Annotated in this window: 18 protein-coding genes; 7 read left to right on the top strand and 11 right to left on the bottom strand. The window is 50.9% G+C overall.

Features of this window, described 5'->3' with window-relative positions; all coding sequences use genetic code 11:
* Nucleotides 1-23: 23 nt before the first annotated feature.
* From srtB to NYE69_RS08250, 7 genes are all read right to left on the bottom strand, one after another.
* Nucleotides 24-881: a class B sortase gene (gene srtB / locus NYE69_RS08280; RefSeq protein ID WP_340925764.1), complete on the bottom strand. Its 858-nt coding sequence runs from the start codon at nt 879-881 to the stop codon at nt 24-26.
* Nucleotides 805-1575, bottom strand: a complete 771-nt coding sequence (locus NYE69_RS08275) for an ABC transporter ATP-binding protein (RefSeq protein WP_340925763.1) — start codon at nt 1573-1575, stop codon at nt 805-807. Before NYE69_RS08275 ends, srtB begins: the two co-directional genes overlap by 77 nt.
* Nucleotides 1565-2557, bottom strand: coding sequence for a FecCD family ABC transporter permease (locus NYE69_RS08270; protein ID WP_340925762.1), 993 nt, complete (start codon nt 2555-2557; stop codon nt 1565-1567). Before NYE69_RS08270 ends, NYE69_RS08275 begins: the two co-directional genes overlap by 11 nt.
* Before the next feature lie 44 nt (nt 2558-2601).
* Nucleotides 2602-3507 (bottom strand): heme ABC transporter substrate-binding protein IsdE, encoded by a 906-nt coding sequence (isdE, locus tag NYE69_RS08265; protein WP_340925761.1) that lies wholly within the window; start codon nt 3505-3507, stop codon nt 2602-2604.
* A 176-nt stretch (nt 3508-3683) separates the two neighbouring features.
* Nucleotides 3684-6143 (bottom strand): NEAT domain-containing protein, encoded by a 2460-nt coding sequence (locus NYE69_RS08260; protein ID WP_340925760.1) that lies wholly within the window; start codon nt 6141-6143, stop codon nt 3684-3686.
* Nucleotides 6144-6179: 36 nt separating this feature from the next.
* On the bottom strand, nt 6180-6953 hold the full coding sequence (gene isdC / locus NYE69_RS08255) for a heme uptake protein IsdC (RefSeq protein ID WP_155620822.1): 774 nt from the start codon (nt 6951-6953) through the stop codon (nt 6180-6182).
* 34 nt (nt 6954-6987) lie between these two features.
* Complete coding sequence (locus NYE69_RS08250; protein WP_340925758.1) at nt 6988-7449, bottom strand: NEAT domain-containing protein; 462 nt, start codon at nt 7447-7449, stop codon at nt 6988-6990.
* Between the two features lie 386 nt (nt 7450-7835).
* On the opposite strand from NYE69_RS08250, the gene NYE69_RS08245 reads away from it, so the two are divergent.
* From NYE69_RS08245 to NYE69_RS08225, 5 genes are all read left to right on the top strand, one after another.
* Entirely contained in the window at nt 7836-8792 is a 957-nt protein-coding gene (locus NYE69_RS08245) for an ABC transporter substrate-binding protein (protein ID WP_124333280.1), read from the top strand.
* Nucleotides 8792-9787 (top strand): FecCD family ABC transporter permease, encoded by a 996-nt coding sequence (locus tag NYE69_RS08240; RefSeq protein ID WP_340925756.1) that lies wholly within the window; start codon nt 8792-8794, stop codon nt 9785-9787. Before NYE69_RS08245 ends, NYE69_RS08240 begins: the two co-directional genes overlap by 1 nt.
* On the top strand, nt 9787-10587 hold the full coding sequence (locus tag NYE69_RS08235; protein WP_340925755.1) for an ABC transporter ATP-binding protein: 801 nt from the start codon (nt 9787-9789) through the stop codon (nt 10585-10587). The genes NYE69_RS08240 and NYE69_RS08235 overlap by 1 nt, the downstream gene beginning before the upstream one ends.
* The gene (gene isdG / locus NYE69_RS08230; protein ID WP_124333246.1) at nt 10584-10904 is read left to right on the top strand and encodes a heme oxygenase; all 321 of its coding nucleotides are present in this window, start codon (nt 10584-10586) and stop codon (nt 10902-10904) included. The genes NYE69_RS08235 and isdG overlap by 4 nt, the downstream gene beginning before the upstream one ends.
* A gap of 96 nt (nt 10905-11000) precedes the next feature.
* On the top strand, nt 11001-12275 hold the full coding sequence (locus tag NYE69_RS08225; protein WP_340925754.1) for a vWA domain-containing protein: 1275 nt from the start codon (nt 11001-11003) through the stop codon (nt 12273-12275).
* 79 nt (nt 12276-12354) lie between these two features.
* Here the strand turns inward: NYE69_RS08225 and NYE69_RS08220 are convergent, their stop codons facing one another.
* From NYE69_RS08220 to NYE69_RS08210, 3 genes are all read right to left on the bottom strand, one after another.
* Nucleotides 12355-13200, bottom strand: a complete 846-nt coding sequence (locus NYE69_RS08220) for a hypothetical protein (RefSeq protein WP_340925753.1) — start codon at nt 13198-13200, stop codon at nt 12355-12357.
* Complete coding sequence (locus NYE69_RS08215) at nt 13197-13772, bottom strand: sigma-70 family RNA polymerase sigma factor (RefSeq protein ID WP_124333249.1); 576 nt, start codon at nt 13770-13772, stop codon at nt 13197-13199. Before NYE69_RS08215 ends, NYE69_RS08220 begins: the two co-directional genes overlap by 4 nt.
* Before the next feature lie 692 nt (nt 13773-14464).
* The gene (locus tag NYE69_RS08210; protein ID WP_340925752.1) at nt 14465-14686 is read right to left on the bottom strand and encodes a transposase; all 222 of its coding nucleotides are present in this window, start codon (nt 14684-14686) and stop codon (nt 14465-14467) included.
* 422 nt (nt 14687-15108) lie between these two features.
* On the opposite strand from NYE69_RS08210, the gene NYE69_RS08205 reads away from it, so the two are divergent.
* Nucleotides 15109-15465: a hypothetical protein gene (locus tag NYE69_RS08205; RefSeq protein WP_340925751.1), complete on the top strand. Its 357-nt coding sequence runs from the start codon at nt 15109-15111 to the stop codon at nt 15463-15465.
* Nucleotides 15466-15692: 227 nt separating this feature from the next.
* Nucleotides 15693-16346, top strand: coding sequence for a metallophosphoesterase (locus NYE69_RS08200; protein ID WP_340925750.1), 654 nt, complete (start codon nt 15693-15695; stop codon nt 16344-16346).
* Between the two features lie 91 nt (nt 16347-16437).
* Here the strand turns inward: NYE69_RS08200 and guaA are convergent, their stop codons facing one another.
* Nucleotides 16438-17976, bottom strand: a complete 1539-nt coding sequence (gene guaA / locus NYE69_RS08195; RefSeq protein WP_340925749.1) for a glutamine-hydrolyzing GMP synthase — start codon at nt 17974-17976, stop codon at nt 16438-16440.
* Nucleotides 17977-18009: the final 33 nt, after the last annotated feature.

Below are 18009 nucleotides of genomic sequence, written 5' to 3'. Positions count from 1 at the left end.
CGCTCTTCTCTCTCGGAATTCCCCTATCGTGCGATCAATTTCCCCTGCAGCACCAGCCTGCCCTCTTCCGCATCAAGCAGGTAATCGCAAGTGGACAAAGTTAAAATAACGTCATTTTCCCCGATGTCGGCGTCCGTTTTATAAATGGAACGTTCCTTGATTTCATCAACAAAGTTCAAAAATTCACGATCATCCGCAAACGAAGTCCGGATATAATTGAAACTCGTCGTCGTCCGGTACACCGCAAACACTTCCACCTCATATTCCTCATACAGCGTTTCAAACCGGAAAACCCGATGTTCGTCAAAAAAATCCCGCTCCAGGTAAGCGCGCAAACCGGCGAACATCGTGCCGTCCTTCATGCGGTGGCCGTAAAGCACGATGTTCTTGTCAGGCGCCTCTCCGAGTTGATTGCGGAAATCCATAAAAATGCTTCCCGCTTTGGAACGCTCTCCCTTAAAATCATGCTTCAGGTAGTAGTCGTTGTCCTCCCCCTGCACCACCGGATACGAAATGTTCGTGTCCTTGATCTCGATCCAGCCGGCCGTATCGGCATTAAGCGCCAGCAGGCCGTGAAACTTTGAGCGAACAACAGGCTCCGGGGAATCCTGGGGGGCGGCGGCAGCGTCCGATCCGCCGGCTCCGCCGATGCCGGGACCTGCTTCCGTATACAGCCAGTGAGTTTCGCTGCGGAGCTGGCTGCTGTGGACGCTGTCGAGCGTTAGGTGCGCCAATTCGTATCCGGAATACAAAAATACGCTCCAGCATAACACCGAAAAAAATGTTTTCCGAATCTCCTTCACCTCAAATTCCGATGGGAACGATGTATAATCCCGCTTCGGGATCGGTCCGCAGCGCAACGTCCACGCCGTAAACCGCATGGACGGTTTCTTTGGTAATCACCTGTTCCGGCGGCCCCGAGGCCACGATTTCCCCGTTTCTCATGACGATGATTTTATCGCTGTACCGGATCGCCTGATTGATGTCGTGCAAGACCATCAAAATCGTCAACCCGTGCCGGACGTTAAGCTGCCGGATCAATTCCAGAACTTCCATCTGGTAATAAATGTCCAGATAGGTCGTAGGCTCATCCAGGCACAAAAACGGTGACTTCTGGGCCAGCGCCAGCGCAATCCAAACCCGTTGCCGCTCTCCGCCGGAAAGCTCCCCGACCAGGAACTGCCGCTTATCTTCCAAATTCGTGCATGATAACGCCCAGTTTACGGCCGCCTCATCCGCTTCGCGATCCGATTTCAGCAGCCCTTGGTAAGGCAGCCTGCCGTATCGCACCAGCCGCTCCACCGTCAGATCGTCCGGCGCTTCGTTATGCTGATGGACAATCGCCAGCCTGCGCGCCAGTTCCTTTGGTCTGTAGCTGTTCAGCCTTTTTCCGTCCAGCATGATTTCTCCCCGGTTCGCCACATAATTGGTGGAAATGACGCCAAGCAGCGTTGACTTTCCGCAGCCGTTCGGACCGATAATCGTCGTGATTTTCCCTTGTTCGATGTTCTCGCTAATCCCGCGCAGGTGGTCGTATATCCGATTGTACGAAAAAGTAACCTCTTTAATTTCCACGGACTCGCCCGCCCTTCCTCAACAAAAATATTAAAACAGGCCCGCCGATCACCGACATGATGATCGAGGACGGCAATTCGTTGGGCGGCACCAGCGTTCTTCCCAGCGTATCGGCCGACAATATCAGCAGCGCTCCGGCAAGCGCGGAAAATGGAATCAGCGCCCGGTGATCGGAGCCGACCAATCTGCGCGCAATGTGGGGAATCAGCAGCCCCACAAAGGCGATGATTCCGGCCACCGCCGTGGTCACGGCGGCCAGGAATACGGCGACAGCCGAAATGATCAGACGGGCGCTTGTGACGTTCAGGCCAAGATTGTGCACCGTTTTATCTTGAAGCGACAAAAGATTGCACCAGGTGCTGAGGCACAGCGAGGCCAAAAGCCCCAAGCTTCCGTAAAGCAGCATGATGCGGACATCGTCCCAGGTTTTGAGAGAAATATATGCGGTATAGGAAGCGGCTTCGGCGCTCAGTCCGGTTTGCAGATAGCTGCAAATCGCCAGAAAAGCTTCGTTTAAACCGCTGAACATCGCATTCACCGCAACGCCGACCAGAATGATCCGAATGGGACTGAGCCCGGACTTCCATGAAAGCAGGAACACCAGCGCGCAGGCGACAACGCCCCCCAAAAAAGCAAACAACGGGGACCAGAAAAACCACTGGGGCAATAAAGTCACCAAAATGAGGGATGAAAACCCCGCGCCCGAGGAAATGCCGATCACGCCCGCATCCGCCAGCGGATTGCGCATCACCGCCTGAAACAGAACGCCTGCGACCGCCAGAGCCGCTCCCGAAAAAACGGCGATAATGATCCGGGGCAGCCGCAGATCGCGGATAATCTCAACCTTTTCGTTCGTTCCCGTAAACAGGCCCTGCACGAGTTCCCATGGTCCCGCCTGCAAACTCCCTGTAACGGCAGAATATACCGCCATCGCAAGCAGAAGCGCGGTCACGGTTATGAAACTCCAAGTTATTTTGTTCATGATGGAAATTTTTCTCCTTATTAGTACAACCTCTTTTATATCGCTCATGGGTACATCATCGCCTTCAGTTCCTCCAGCGCCTCGGCGGCGGCGAGGTTGCCCGTCGTCCCGAACAATCTTTCCTCCAGATCGTAGACTCTGCCGTTTTGGACAGCGCTGAAATGTTTCCAAACCGTATTGGTTTGAAATTCTTCATTGAACATTTCCACCACTTCATCCGGCATCCCGTGCGCCGCCCGCAAGATGATGTCCGGATTGGCCTGCTGCAAATACTCCGTATTGGAGGCCAAATACTCCACTTCTTCGCCTTGAACGATATTTTTTCCGCCGAGCCTAGCGACCAGATCGCCGATGTAAGAGTGCTCGGTGGCTACCAAATAACTGCCGGGAACACCAAGCAAAATCAGCACCGTCGGAGCTGGCCGATCCGCCACTTCCGCCTGGATTTCCTTCAGTTTATCGTCCACGGATGCAACCAGCGCCCCGGCGGCTTTCTGGCGATCATATTGCTCGCCAAGATCAAGAATGGCCTGCTCCATCCGCTCCAGACTGGTTAAATCAATAAACTTCGCTTCTATGCCGGCGTTCGCGAATACAGGTTTCAGGTCATATTGCAGTGTAGTCACCGACAGCACCTCCGTTGGAGCAAGTCCTTTAATGATCTCCATATTCGGATTCATTGGGTTCCCAACCTCTGTGACCCCTGCATACCGTTCGGGCAGTTCCTTCGAACTCGTCGGAATCCCGATCAGTTCCACTCCAAGCGCGTCCATAATTTCCGTGATCGCAACCGTCGTCGCGACAATGCGGTGGTCGGCAGCCTTAGGTTCGGCGGAAGCCGTTTCGGCCGATCCCGTTTGGTTCTTCTGCTCCGTCGCTTGCCCGGATGAGCATCCCCAGAGCAGGCACAGTAAAGCCAGGCTGCAAATGACGCCAACGGCCGTGCGCATGTTTTCTCACAGCTCCTTTTCGCCTTATGTAAATGCTAAGGTATCGTCATCAAAAAAAGGCTGGAAGGACACCTGTTGTCCGGCGCCCTTCCAGCTAGAGGACAAACTTGCCCCGCGTTTCTTCAAGCTCTATCGCTTTTTCAATAGGATTTCGGTAATATAAACCTGAGTAATGCTCAGCTCTGATTTTGCGTATCCAGCATGTTAAGAATCAGAGTAACCGCTTCAGCGCGTGTTATTTGAGCGTTCGGCGCAAACAACTGTTGCGGTCCTCCTTGCACCAAACCTAGCCGGGCGGCAGCGGAGACTTGCGGAAGTGCCCATTCCGGTATCTCGCTGACGTCTTTAAAGCCGGGTTTGCCAGCGTTGCCTTCGGCGCCATTTATGGCGCGGACGATCATGACGGTCGTTTCCGTACGGGTTACTCTTGCTTGCGGGCGAAACGTTCCGTCTTCATAACCGGAAATGATCCCCGCGCTAACGGCCCGGCCTATTCCTTCCTGGCTCCACCCAGGAAAGTTGTCCTTATCGGCAAACGGCAAGGAGGGTTCCCTGCTATCCAGCTGCAACGCCCGGCTGAGCATTACCGCCAATTCCGATCTGCTTGCACTGATATCAGGGCGGAAAGAACCGTCGGCATAACCCGTAACGATGCCTAAAGCGGCGGCCCGGGCAATATTTTCCTTGGCCCAATGCCCTTCCGTGTCCGTAAAGTTCCTGGACTGCGGGGAGGCAGCCGGTGCATTTGCTGTTTCTTCCTCGGTATGATCCGTAATATCGGGATTAGTGGCATTCACTGCGGCGGATAGCGGAGCAATGCTGTCCACATCAAACTTGACTTGCAGATCATACTCGTTAAAGTAGCCTTCGGGCCGCTTGATTTTCACCCAGGCATCGAGCGCGCTCGATAAATTCGCGGCTTCAAACCCGACAACTCTCGTATTGTTCGCTTTATCCTCGCTTAACGTCTTAGTCTCGGCTAAAGTTCCGTTTTGTTTCGTTTTAAAGCTGACGATTTCCTTGCTCTGCTTCATCTCAAAAGAGACCTGCTGCTTGCCGTCCTGCACCGCAAGCATACCGGGATGTACAACGTATTCGTCGATCTCTGCGGTTTCCAGAGTACCTTTCTTCAAGATGGTATAACCGATAGAATATTTTCCGTCCTTCAGCACGAAATCTTGTTTGGCAACGGGTGTTACCATGTTCCCGTTTAAAAGGGTAAAGTCGTCAGCTGCGTCAAGCTCGCCGATCGAATCCGGATAAAATTGAATCTGCACATCATACGAATTGAAGTAATTGTACTCCGGCCATTCGATCTTAACCCAGGCATCCGCGATTTCTTTCAGGTTATCCACTCTGAATTTCACGACCCGCGTATTCGCCGTTTCATCGGTGCCGACCGTATCAACTTCCTCGTCCCCGACTTTAAAACCGGTAATTTCTTCGCTTTGCTTAAAAGTCATGTAGATATAATAATTACTTCCGCTTACTTCCAAAATCGCGGGATGCTGCACGTACCCGTCCATCACGGATGGACTACTCGTTCCGTATTTCAAAAACTTGAACATGATGGTGTATTTTCCGTTTGCCAAATTGTCTGGATCGATGGGACCCTCCGGCGGATTGACAACCGGTGGATTAACAACCGGTGGATTAACAACCGGTGGATTCCCGGTCGACGGATTGCCGCCCGGATTTCCGCCATTATCGATCGGCGTAATGTTGTCCGTGTCAAACTTCAGGTCGACATCATAGGAGTTGAAATAGTTGAATTCCGGCCATTCAATGGTGACGTACCCGTTTAACGCCGCCGATAGATCATCCACTTTAAACTGGATGTCCCGCGTGTTCTCCGCTTCATACGTGCTAAGCGTGACCGTCTCTTGGAGTTGACCGTCCTGCTCCACCTTGAAGTTCGTAATTTCCTTGCTTTGCTTGAGCGTAAACGATACATACTGCACGCCGTCCTTCACCGTCAGCGTCCCCGGCTTCACCGTATACTCGTCCATGACCGAAGTTTCAGCCGTGCCATCCTTCAAGATCGTATAGCCGATGCTATACTTTCCGTCCGCTAATCCGCCATCCGATGGAGTGTCGTCCGGCGGGGTACCCGTTGATGGATCGTCATCCGGGTTGCCGGTGGATGGATTGTCATCCGGATCGCCGCCCGAAATGAGCGTAATGCTGTCCGTGTCAAACGCCAGATCAACGTCATAGGAGTTGAAATAGTTGAATTCCGGCCATTCGATGGTGACGAAACCGTTTAGCGTCGCGGACAGATCATCGACTTTAAACTGGATGTCCCGCGTATTCCCCTCTTCATAAGTACTGAGTGTAACGGTTTCCTGCAACGCGCCGTCCTGCTCAACCTGAAAGCTCGTAATTTCCTTGCTTTGCTTGAGCGTAAACGACATATACTGCACCCCGTTCTCCACGGTCAGCGTCCCTGGCTTCTCCACATATGTTTCCATGACCGAGGCTTGGGTCGTACCATCCTTCAAAATCGAGTAATCGATGCTGTACACTCCGTCAGCCAGGTCGGACGCCGCACGAGCCGGGGCTTGAGGGAATAAGGATAACAATAAAACTGCAATCGCAAAAACGGCTGCCGCCGATTTACTAAACAACTTGTTCAAATTCTGGCCTCCTGCTCATACTGATTTTCGAACGTACTATTTTTTGTTCCTCTCGGCTGTTAACACCTGCCGGAAAACAAATACCGACGAAACGATAAACAACAAAATAAGCGCCAAAACCGGAGTCCTGTCTCCTGTTTTCGGATTCGGAATTTCCCGGTCGCCCGAGCCCGTTTCGCTCGCGGAATCCCCCGTCTCGTCACCTGCGTTGTTCAAAGCCGCCGATTTGCCGGTCCGTTCGCTCGCGGGCTTCTCCGGGACGGCAGCTGCCGAGCCTGGAGATGGAGAATTTCCTTTGTCCACGGAAGCTTCCGCTTTTGAACTCGCCGCGCTTTCGCTTTCCTTCAGGCTGTCTTCGTCAAAGCTTAAGCGAATCGTATAGTCATGGTCGTAATCGACGGATTCGACCGTCACATGAATCTTTGATTCCAACGGAACGGTTAAATCGGCCACCGGAAAACGCACCAACCGTGTGTCCGCGGCCGGGTCTTCTTTCACGACCTCCACATCTGCAAACCCACCGTTTGAAGGCGCCTTATATTCCGTAATCCATGCGCTGTGGTTCAGCGTTACTTCGACCTGCATTTTCCCGTCCTTGACATGCACCGTTGCCGGCTTCTCCCAATAATCGTTTGCCATCGACACCGAATCATTTTCCGCTTTCAACACCGTGTAATCAATCGTGTATGTACCGTCCCGGAGGACGGATGCGGCCTGAGCCCTGCTTGTGAACAGCAAAATTGCCAGCAAAAACGCGCAGGTAAGAAACGCAGCAACTCGAAGCGGCGAAATAGTGCTTTGATGCTTCATGACTTCCTCCTCTTAAGCTGCAACACTCCACAAATTATTGGGCTGCAGCCGAACTTTCGTCAAAAGCCAAGCGAATGTCATAATAGCCGGAATATCCGATCGCCGGAATGGAAACGGTAATTTTGGCATTCGTCGGGCTCGTTAATCCTTCGAGCGGGAATTGAACGACTCTTGTGTTGGCGGCGCTGTTTGAGCTGACGGTTTGCGCTTCCACAAACGTTCTTCCTTGTTCCACCTCAAGCTTTGTAATCCAACTGCTAGAGTTCAATTGAACCTGCGCATAAACCTCTCCGTTCTCCACAACAACAGTAGCGGGTTTGGCGAAATAGGTATCGGCCATCGATGCCGTATCGCTGTCCGCTTTAAGTACTGTATAATTTACCGAATAAGTCCCGTCTGCCAAGTTGACGGCAGCCAATGCCGCCGGGATAACCAGCAGTGACAAAATACCGGCAAGCACCAATGCGGAAAACCGTTTACCCAACCCTTTTATCATGAGAAAAACCTCCCTAATTCAATAATTAATTCAGTTAATAATGATAATCATTCTCAATAGATGCTTAAAAAAAAACCGCCCTATTCACTTCGATTTTCAGCCTCTCCGACAACGAACGACAACCAAACAAACTCATATGCGCTTACCCATTTAATCCCTCCAATCCCTTGCAATTAGCCACACCGACAAAACTAACCGTGTGCTGTCTCAAATGCTATCTCAACCATTTCGAATTTGTCAATATTAAAATTTTTAATTTAAATCCTGTCTTTTTCCAAAAGTAATTATTAAAATTTTATTGACAGTGAGAATGATATTCATTATCATTTGTCTTGAAAAATTCACATGTCAGTTTCTAGGAGGTATACGTGAAAAGCCGTTGGTTTATGCTTGCCGCCATTTGGCTAAGCTTATCCGGATGTCAAGCGCCGGGGTCCATCCCCCCCTCCGAGTCGGGCGAACACAGCCCGGCCGGGGCCGCGGTAGTGATCGAGGATTTTGCGGGAAGACGGATTACATTCGACCGGGTGCCACAAAAGATTGTCGCCCTAAGCGGCGGGGATTTGAATATCGCCTATGCGTTGGGCGGGATGATCGTGGGGCGGCCGACGGTCAGCGAAACTAGCGGAATTTCAGAGCCTTTGCCGGGTTCTCTGAAAAAGGTGGAACAGATCGGGACATCGCATGAGATCGATTTTGAAAAAATCGCCATGCTGGCCCCCGATGCCGTGCTTGGCAACGCCGCGCTCAACGCTCAGGACGCCGCGGTTATCGAGAACCTGGGCTCCCAAATGGTGCTGACCTCTGCCAACTCGATTGCGGACATCAAAGAGCAGATTCGGCTGTTCGGACAAATGCTGCGGCAGACCGAACGGGCAGAGCAACTGGTCGCGGACCTTGATGAACAGTTGGCCGCCTATCAAGCCGCCGCGGAGGAAACAGATAAGCCGAAAGCGCTCCTGGTCTACGGCGCTCCCGGCACATACATGGCCGCGCTGCCGAACTCGCTCGGCGGGGATATTTTGGCTTACGCGGGCGGCGCCAACATCGCCGGGGATTTTCCCGGACTCGACAAATTCCCGCAGTACGCCCAATTAAACGTCGAGCGGATTGCCCAAGCCAACCCGCAATATATTTTTATCATGACCCATGGCGACGCCGGCAAAGTCAAGCAGGGTCTGCTTAAAGAACTGCAGCAAAACGAAGCTTGGAGCGGAATCGACGCCGTCAAGCATAACCGGGTTGAAGTGCTTCCGGCGGATCTGTTCGGCACCAATCCAGGTATCCGGGTGACCGAATCGGTCGAGTTGCTCCACAGTTTGCTGAAAGGCGGAACCTCTTGATGGGCCGGCTGAAACAAACAAAACGGAAATATGTCCTGCTCATTCTTGCCCCGGCGGTCCTCCTGATGCTTATTGCTTACGGTTTGTCTTACGGCTCGGTCCCGGTTCCCCTCTCGTCCGTTTGGCAGGCGCTGACCTCCGAAAGCACGGCGCAATACGAGACGATTATCGTGAACCTCAGGCTTCCCCGCGTGTTGATTGCCATGCTGGTCGGCGCTTGCCTTGCGGCAGCGGGGAGTCTTTTGCAGGGGGTGATGAAAAATCCGCTGGCCGACCCGGGCATTATCGGCGTGATGTCGGGCGGCGGGATCGCGGCCATTGCCGGCATGCTGATTTTTCCCGAATGGAGCTATATGCTGCCGCTCATTGCGTTTGCCGGAGCGCTAATAACCTCCCTGGCTGTTTATCTGCTGTCCTGGGATAACGGTACCTCGCCCTTCAAGATCATTCTGGCCGGGGTTGCCGTCAACGCCCTGCTCGGCGCGGCCATGAATGCGGTGATGGTGATGTACAGCGATCGGGTTCAGGCGGTGCTCCCCTGGCTGGCGGGAGGGCTGAGCGGGCGAAGCTGGTCGCATTTGCTATTCATGCTGCCCTACGCGGCCGCCGGTCTTTTGCTCAGCATCCTGGCGATCAAACCGGCCAACCTGCTGCTGCTTGGCGACGATGCAAGCCGTCTGCTGGGTCAACGGGTCGAACTGCATCGGTTTGTCCTCATTGCTCTTTCGTCGCTGCTGGCCGGCGCAGCCGTCAGTGTCGCCGGTCTGGTCGGCTTCGTCGGTCTCGTCGTGCCGCATGCCGTTCGCATGCTGGCCGGGGAGGATTACCGCTTTCTGCTGCCGTTATCGATCCTTTGGGGAGCGGCGCTGGTCCTGTTCGCCGATATCGCGGCCCGCTCCTGGTTCGATCCGATTGAGCTGCCGGTCGGCGTGCTGCTTGCCGGATTGGGAGCGCCCTTTTTCCTGTTCCTGCTAAAAAAACGGAGGATGATGTAATGACGGCCTTAGAGACACTGGAAATTTCCGCGAGTCACGGCATGTTTTCGCTGCGCGAAGTTTCCGTTGTTTTTCCGAAAGGAAAGATGACGGCGATCGTCGGGCCCAACGGTTCGGGCAAATCGACTCTATTAAAAACACTGTCCCGTCTGCTCAGGATTCACGGCGGGGATATCCGGATGGACGGCAAACCGATCCGTCAATACGGGAGCGCCGAATTCGCGCGAAAATTAACGATGCTTCCGCAAAGCGGCGCGTTTCTTCCGAACTTGACCGTGCGCGAGCTTGTCGCTTACGGGCGGTACCCATACAAACGCTTATTCCGCCAGCGAATGAACGATGAGGACCGGCGGATCATCGAGTGGGCGATGAGCGTTACGGGCACCAGTGGGCACGCGGATCGGCTTTTCCATACTTTATCGGGAGGTGAACAGCAAAAGGTACGCATCGCCATGGCGTTGGCCCAAAAAACGGATATGCTCCTGCTTGACGAGCCGACCACCTACCTGGACATCGCACGTCAGCTGGAGATTCTCGAACATTTAAAGCAAATCAACGAAACCTTCGGAATCACGATGGTTATGGTGCTGCACGATTTGCAGCAGGCCGCCAGATATTGCGATTACCTGATCGCCATGAAACAGGGCGCAGTCGTGGCGAAGGGGCCCCCGCAGGAGGTGCTTACCGCAGCTTTTTTCCGGGGCGTTTATGACATTGAAGCCAGAGTCAAATTTGAGGAAAACGAACTGGTCGTTATTCCTTTGCATTCCATTTCCGATAAGGAGGAGAACTCGAGATGATTATCGTTACGAACACAAGCCAAATTAAAAAAGGGGAAGCCGGCAAGCTCATCGAGCGTTTCAACAAAACCGGCAAGGTGGAATTGATGGAAGGCTTTCTCGGCCTGGAAGTGATGCTGACCGAAAACACGAAAGAATACGATGAAGTAACGGTCAGCACCCGCTGGAACACGAAGGAGGATTTCCACCGGTGGACGCAAAGCGACGCCTTCCGCGAATCCCACTCCGGACGAAACAGCATGCCGGATTATATTTTGAACAATAAAATTACGTTTTACGAAGTTAAAATCGTCCGCGACCCGATCGCCGTTTCCTGAAGACAGATCCGGCCAAACAATTGACTTGTGGAAACATTTCCCTCAGAATCTATATAGCTACTAATAATCACCAGTAGAGGAAGAGGCGAAATCACAATGGAAAATCCTATCGTTAGCCTAAATACGGGACAAAACACCGGCCTTCATGAATCGGATCAATTGCAAATCACCATTCAATGCGCCTCGGCTCCGTCAGCGCTCGATGTCAGCTGCTTTATGGTGAACGAGGGCGGCAAGGTGCCTGCGGACGACTATTTTGTTTTCTATAATCAAACTGCCGATCCGCAGCGGAGTGTGGTTTTGCAGCAGATCGAAAATTTGAAAAGTTCTTTTGCGGTCGATACGCACAAGCTTCGTCAGGCTCCCGTGGAAAAATGCGTATTTACCGCTACCCTTGAAGCGGGAACCTTCGCGCAGGTGCAGAAATGCCAAGCCATTGTTCGAGCCGGCTCCCAGCAAGTAGTTTATGAGATTACCCAGGCTACGCAAGAAACGGCCCTTATTTTCATAAAAATCTATAAATACCAGGGCGGCTTCAAAGTCCGCGCCATCGGACGGGGATTTTTCGGAGGACTGAAGCCACTCGCCGAGTCGTTTGGTGTGGAGGTGGAGGATAACGCTGCAGCCGAAGCGGCTGCGGCATCGGCGCCGGCTGCTCCTGCCCCCGCTCCAAGCCCGAATCCTGCGCCCGCACCTCTGAATCTGTCCAAAATCGATCTGCTCAAACGAAAAGTAACGCTGACTCTCGAGAAAAAGAAAATCGAGCCGATCAAAGCGCGTGTGGCCGTTGTTTTTGACGCGTCGGGCTCCATGTATCACCTGTACCGCAAAGGTATCGTGCAGGAAGCCTTTGAACGCATACTGGCGATTGCCGCGGCGTTTGACGATAACGGCGAGCTGGATGTGTGGTTTTTCGCCAAAGATTATTTGCGGGCGCCGAGCGTTACGGCCAGAGACTATGAAAATTACATTGCCCGTACATATACTTTAGGCAGCAAAGGCGGCACGAACAATGAGCCTCCGGTGATGGAGGATATTATCCGCAAGTACACGGTGGAAGAGCCTAATGTAAGTTTACCGACTTACATTATCTTCTTTAGCGACGGCGGAGTTGGCCAAAAAAATAAAATTTCCCGGCTTATTACCGAAAGTTCCACCAAAAATTTGTTTTGGCAATTTGTCGGCTTGGGACGGGCCAATTACGGGGTGCTGCAGAAACTGGACGAAATGCCCGGGCGCTATATCGATAACGCTAATTTCTTTGCGCTGGACGATATTTCGAGCATCAGCGACGAAGAGCTGTATGACCGGCTTCTCAACGAATTTCCGGCATGGATCAAGGAAGCCCGGGCCAAAGGCATATTGGCCTAGTTCGTAAGAAAAACGGAAAGACGCTACCCAAATTGCTGGCAACGTCTTTCCGTTTTTTGGCTTCACTTTATTTTGCGCCTCAATCTACGGCCGGGGCCGAGGCAGCTACTGCACCTTTGCTCTTCTCCACATTCTTATTCACCACGTCAGCCTCTAAGGGCTCAACCGGAGCGCCAATGCTAAAGCTGCCGATGATTTTCCCGAGTGTGGTCTTGTCAAAATCGGTTTGGGAATACAGTTCAACTGTAAAGCCTTCCTCTTCCCAAATCACAATTCCATTGGCAAAATAGACCGTAGTCCCGTTAATGTCCTCTACTTTCACATCTTCGGTAGTGCCGATTCCGTTTTCTCCACCCTTGGAAATCAGAAAGTTGACAGCTTTATCCCCTGAATTGTATTGCAATTCGACCATGCTGGTGCCCTGAAGAACACTGTTTACAAACTTATAGTCTGCCACCCAATCCGGGGCCGGAAAGTTCATTCCAAGCGCTGCACGGGCTTCATCTATCGTCAGTTTGGCCGCAGCCGGCAATTCAATAACGCCGTCTCGCTCGCCTCTTCCATCTTCAGATGGAGTGAAAGACGTAGAAGCAGGAGGAATTTCCTTATCGTATTGCGTGATTTCGAGATTCCCCACCTTAAACTTTGCCATGATGGACTGGAACATTTCCTGTGCATAGCTGGTTGTAGAAAATGCCCCGCCCAAACAAATTACCGCACCGCCAATCACCGCCGCTGTTCTCCAACTGCTTTTTTTCATCGTTATCCCGTCCTTTTCCCTTGATTGGGGTTTAATAGCTTCATGATCCAGCTTGTATATCAAGCGGTTATAAATCCTTTCTTTGGAGGTGCCGCTCTCCTGTTCTGCCTTCTCAAGCAGTTCTATGGTCTTGCTGAATTCTGTGAGATTATTTTTTTTGTTCATATTTTGAATCCCCCCGCCTGTAAGGAAAGATGCAGTTTTTTTAGGCTTCTGTACAGTACAACGCCAATGTTGGACTCACTGACACCCATGATCTGTGCAATTTCTGAATTTTTCAGTCCAGCCCCGTATTTCATTGCAATGATGTTACGCTCCTTCTCTCGCAGCTTAGCGAGAGCCTTGAACAGTGCCTGGTTATTATCCTCGCGAATCGCCAGCTCCTCAGGAGACGGCTTGGGAAAAATCAGTTCCAGCAAAGAATCCAGTGAGGAGTGGTTTCTTTTCTTCTGAGCCCTGAAGTAGTCTGTTACAGCGTTTCTTACAATAGCAAACAACCACACTTCAAAATTGGATTTTTCCGGTGAAAAGCTGTAATACTTGCATATAACGGTCTCAAACACCTGACTGCAAATATCCTCCGCCGCATGGTGGTTATTAATGCGATAATAGATATACTTGTAAACGCGTTTGAAATACGTATTGTATATCTGTGTGAATTCCTCTTTTGACATGATCGCCGCACGTGATTCTTCTGTATTTTGGTAACGTTCCACTTTACTCTGGATAACTTCCATCCACACCCTCCTTCCACCTTACCTTCACCGGCAGCTATACAAATTGCGCAATTTGTAATGAAGGAACTCACATATGTTAATACGTAAAATGAGCAAAAGCATTAACAATCTTTCCTAGCGATATTAAAAAAACGCCTGACGGCGTCCTTTAATGGCTCTAAATTCTACTTTGGAGCGCTAAAACAACTGCCAAACGAAGTAAAGTATCCTTTGCTTGGGGTGGGCGGCAGATCAATACTTGCTGTCCGGAGATTTTGCACGATTATCCCGTTTGATCAGGTAGTAGAGAAACAGACAAGCTCGGGAGAAGAAAATATTGGGTGAAGAAGCAGATAGGTTCGAGATAATTTAGACTGGCTTAGGGGAAAGAATCAGGTTTAGGGGAGGTGAAACAGACCGGACAAGAGATCAAGGACAAGACGCGAGGGAAACGAAAAGACCGTGATTTTGCTGTAGCCTGAATCCATTTACAGCAACGCCCGCACTGTTCATGCTACCTCCTACCCATTAAGTTGATCTGCATCAAACTCCTCTCGGCGTTCCAGTTTCTCGATCAGGCCGCAGCTGCAAGGGGCTGGTTCGGTTGGCGCGCGCTCAACCGGCGGTAAGGAAGCGCTGGAATCGCCGCACACATACGCAGTAATTTCTGTCGAATCGTTTCTTTCGCTCGGGGCAGGGGCAGATGCGTTTCTTCAAAAATCGTGCCGACTAAAGCCGACGTTTGATGCTTGAACTTTCCGTACTCGAATCAAGGGGATATGCCGGGAGGTCAAACGGCTGCACCGGGTGTGAGCGCAACGCGGGCAGACGAAGCCGTTTGGCCACTGCATTGCGATCAGCGCCTTCATGCAGTCCTGCTCGCTGTTAAAACGGCTGCTGAATGGCTGAAGTTCCGTTCCCGCATTGATCTCCATGTTCACTCGCCCACGAATTAAGAAATTACGAACATATGTTCCGTTTATTTCATTATACCAAACTCACGTTCTCTTATCAAGCCGAAAAACTCACCTGAACCGCCTCATTTTTTCCTCATCTTTTTTGTTTTTTCTTCTCTCTTTTTTGGAACCCTGCTCTAGCCCCCCTGCTCCCTGCTCCTGAACGAAGGGGATAATCCTGCAAAGGCAGCAGTAGGCAGGGACACCAAGACACGAACCTTTTAGACAGCCCCCTCACCTGGCGTTGATTTATGAAAGTGATATAGATATTCTTTAGTATGTTCTTGACAAATTGGAAGAAATTATTTAAACTTATTTCCAGGTTATGGTGACATAAGTGGTGACATAAGTGGTGACATAAGTGGTGACGTAGACTACAAAAAATGAAAGGAAGGTTAGATATGACCCCGAGGATACAATTTCGAGTTAACGAAAGTGAATATGAAGCCCTTTTGCAAGAGGCAGAAAAACAGGGTTTTCCAGATGTGACCTCCTACGTTAAGGATTTAGTCTTAGCTACAATTGCTAAATCGTCAATTTCGAAGCCGTCAGTAAGTTTTATTGACCTTTACAAAGAAGCGGTAAGTACGATTAACAGTTTAGAACCTGGGTCTGAATTCGTACTGCGAGATATAATCTCGAATCCGCCTGCATTGCTTGGTAGATATATTTTTGAAGCAGTGGAAAATGGAAATATCAAAAATGTATCATTTGAGGGCAAAGACGGACTTGGTGCTATAAAGTATAAAAAACATTGAATTAACCCCGCTAACAAAATGGAGAAGTTAGAAAGTGCTAAACAAAACACCTTTTAATTGATGTTGAGAAAGGAGGTGGTGTATCTAATTTTCAAAGTGTGGCAATGATACATTAAAATGAATGAGTTTGACACTTCCCTTTGCGCTCTGCTCGATCTACCACCTGAAAACAAAGCGGACTTTGATCTCCAATCCATTTATTAAACGATGCTACGGAGGAATCCATAATGGTACATATCTACGCTATGAGCGACATACATGAGGAACTGGACCTGTTCAAAGAAACGCTTAGTTTAGTTGATTTGAGCGAAAATAATCAGTTGATTCTATTGGGTGACTACATCGATATTCATTCGCAAGATTTGTCAATTCTATATTTCATTAAAGAAATACAAGAAAAGCATAAAGATCAGGTAATTGTTTTAGCAGGAAATCATGAGTTTATGTTACTAGAGGATATAGAATCCAAAGCCAGTTCGTTTAATGATGCTGCTCTTATAAATTGGCTTAAAGGCTTGCCTTTCTATTATGAAACAGACACGCAAATATTTGTTCATGCAGGCATTGATGAAGAAGCAGAAGAACTTTGGAAATGGGGATCAGAAGATTATTATTTCTGTAGTAAATACCCTCATACAACAGGCAAATTTTTCAAAGATATTATTGCAGGGCATGTATCAACATCTGAAATTAGTGGCAACACCGATTATCATAACGTTTTTTGGGACAAGCAAAGCCACTTCTATATCGACGGTAATACTCGTGTTAGCAAGACAATACCCGTTCTGAAGTATGATACTGCTTCAGGCAAATACTCAAGTTTTAAGAAGATAAAACAAGATGATGGTAGCTTTGTGTGGCGGGAATACGCAATAAAATAAGGTTAAATTGGGATTGGTTGCAAAATGGTTGCTGATAGACAAGAACAGAGCGTGAAAGCCTTATAAATAAAGACCTTCACGCTCTTACAATCTATTCCCACTCGATCGTCGCCGGCGGTTTCGACGTAATGTCGTACACGACCCGGTTGACGTTATCGACTTCATTTACGATCCGTACCGAAATTTTCTCCAGCACGTCCCACGGGATGCGGGCCCAGTCGGCGGTCATGCCGTCGATGGAGGTCACCGCGCGAATCCCTACGGTGTAGGAGTAAGTCCGGGCATCGCCCATAACCCCTACGCTTTTCATGTTCGGCAGGGCGGTAAAATACTGCCAAATCTCGCGATCCAGCCCCGCTTTGGCGATTTCATCGCGCAGGATGTAGTCGGAATCGCGGACGATTTTCAGCTTGTCCTCCGTGACTTCGCCGAGGACGCGAATCGCCAGGCCCGGGCCCGGGAACGGTTGTCTCCACACGATCTCCTTCGGCAAGCCGCACTCTTCGCCGACTTTACGGACCTCGTCCTTAAACAGCGTCTTCAGCGGTTCAACGAGCTCGAACTTCATGTCCTCCGGAAGTCCGCCCACGTTGTGGTGGGATTTGATCGTCTGCGCCGTGGCGGTGCCGCTTTCTACGATATCCGTATACAACGTGCCCTGCGCCAAAAATTTAAAATCGTCAAACCGGCGCGACTCTTCTTCAAACACGTAAATAAACTCGTTGCCGATGATTTTCCGCTTTTGTTCCGGATCGTCGACACCGGCCAGCTTGGACAGGAACCGCTCGCGCGCGTCAATCTTGACGACCTTCATGTCGAACTTGCCGACAAACGTCTCCATTACGCTTTCGGCTTCGCCTTTGCGCAGCAGGCCGTGGTCGATGAACATACAGGTCAGCTGATCGCCAACCGCTTTGTGAATCAGCATCGCCACGACCGACGAATCGACGCCGCCGCTTAACGCGCACAGCACCTTGCTGTCGCCGACCTGGGCGCGGATGTCGCGAACCGCGTCCTCGATCCATGTCTCCATGCTCCATTTGCCTTCGCAGCCGCAGATTTCGTACAAGAAATTACGGATCATTTCATTGCCGTGGATCGAATGCCGGACCTCCGGATGGAACTGCACGCCGTACATTTTGCGCTCGGCATTGGCAAAGCCGGCGATCGGGGCATGCTCCGTGGAGGCTTCCACCACAAAACCTTCGGGAAGTTTCGTCACGTGATCCCCATGGCTCATCCACACCGTTTGCTTGGCCTGAAGCCCGCGGGTCAGCACCGAATTTTCGGCAAAATCGACATCCGCTTTCCCGTATTCTCTTTTTGCCGCGCGTTCCACTTTCCCGCCAAGCTGATGCGCCATCAGCTGCATGCCATAGCAGATGCCCAGGATCGGCACGCCCACATCGTACACGGCCGGATCGATATGCGGCGCGTTTTCGGCGTAAACGCTCGACGGTCCGCCGGAAAACACGATCCCTTTCGGCGCCAGCTCCCGCAGGCGCTCCACCGGCGTATTAAATGGCAGTAGTTCGCTGTAAACGCCCAAGTCGCGGATCCGTCTGGCAATCAGCTGGTTGTATTGCCCTCCGAAATCAAGAACGACAATCATTTCATTTGGCTTATTCATGACCGAGCCTCCCTCAAATTATGACACCTATTA

Source organism: Paenibacillus sp. FSL R5-0527 (assembly GCF_038008055.1).
In the GTDB taxonomy this organism is placed as follows: Bacteria; Bacillota; Bacilli; order Paenibacillales; family Paenibacillaceae; genus Fontibacillus; species Fontibacillus macerans.
Note: the sequence above shows the minus strand (reverse complement) of the source record. Positions and strands in the feature narration are given on the sequence as shown.

Coding starts and splice junctions, on each gene's coding strand:
- isdE (WP_340925761.1), bottom strand. CDS start 3,507: ATGCGCACGGCCGTTGGCGTCATTTGCAGCCTGGCTTTACTGTGCCTG.
- NYE69_RS08270 (WP_340925762.1), bottom strand. CDS start 2,557: ATGAACAAAATAACTTGGAGTTTCATAACCGTGACCGCGCTTCTGCTT.
- NYE69_RS08215 (WP_124333249.1), bottom strand. CDS start 13,772: ATGGAAGTTATCCAGAGTAAAGTGGAACGTTACCAAAATACAGAAGAA.
- NYE69_RS08245 (WP_124333280.1), top strand. CDS start 7,836: ATGCTTGCCGCCATTTGGCTAAGCTTATCCGGATGTCAAGCGCCGGGG.
- NYE69_RS08205 (WP_340925751.1), top strand. CDS start 15,109: ATGACCCCGAGGATACAATTTCGAGTTAACGAAAGTGAATATGAAGCC.
- NYE69_RS08200 (WP_340925750.1), top strand. CDS start 15,693: ATGGTACATATCTACGCTATGAGCGACATACATGAGGAACTGGACCTG.
- NYE69_RS08220 (WP_340925753.1), bottom strand. CDS start 13,200: ATGAACAAAAAAAATAATCTCACAGAATTCAGCAAGACCATAGAACTG.
- NYE69_RS08210 (WP_340925752.1), bottom strand. CDS start 14,686: ATGGAGATCAATGCGGGAACGGAACTTCAGCCATTCAGCAGCCGTTTT.
- NYE69_RS08235 (WP_340925755.1), top strand. CDS start 9,787: ATGACGGCCTTAGAGACACTGGAAATTTCCGCGAGTCACGGCATGTTT.
- srtB (WP_340925764.1), bottom strand. CDS start 881: ATGCGGTTTACGGCGTGGACGTTGCGCTGCGGACCGATCCCGAAGCGG.
- NYE69_RS08250 (WP_340925758.1), bottom strand. CDS start 7,449: ATGATAAAAGGGTTGGGTAAACGGTTTTCCGCATTGGTGCTTGCCGGT.
- isdC (WP_155620822.1), bottom strand. CDS start 6,953: ATGAAGCATCAAAGCACTATTTCGCCGCTTCGAGTTGCTGCGTTTCTT.
- NYE69_RS08240 (WP_340925756.1), top strand. CDS start 8,792: ATGGGCCGGCTGAAACAAACAAAACGGAAATATGTCCTGCTCATTCTT.
- guaA (WP_340925749.1), bottom strand. CDS start 17,976: ATGAATAAGCCAAATGAAATGATTGTCGTTCTTGATTTCGGAGGGCAA.
- isdG (WP_124333246.1), top strand. CDS start 10,584: ATGATTATCGTTACGAACACAAGCCAAATTAAAAAAGGGGAAGCCGGC.
- NYE69_RS08225 (WP_340925754.1), top strand. CDS start 11,001: ATGGAAAATCCTATCGTTAGCCTAAATACGGGACAAAACACCGGCCTT.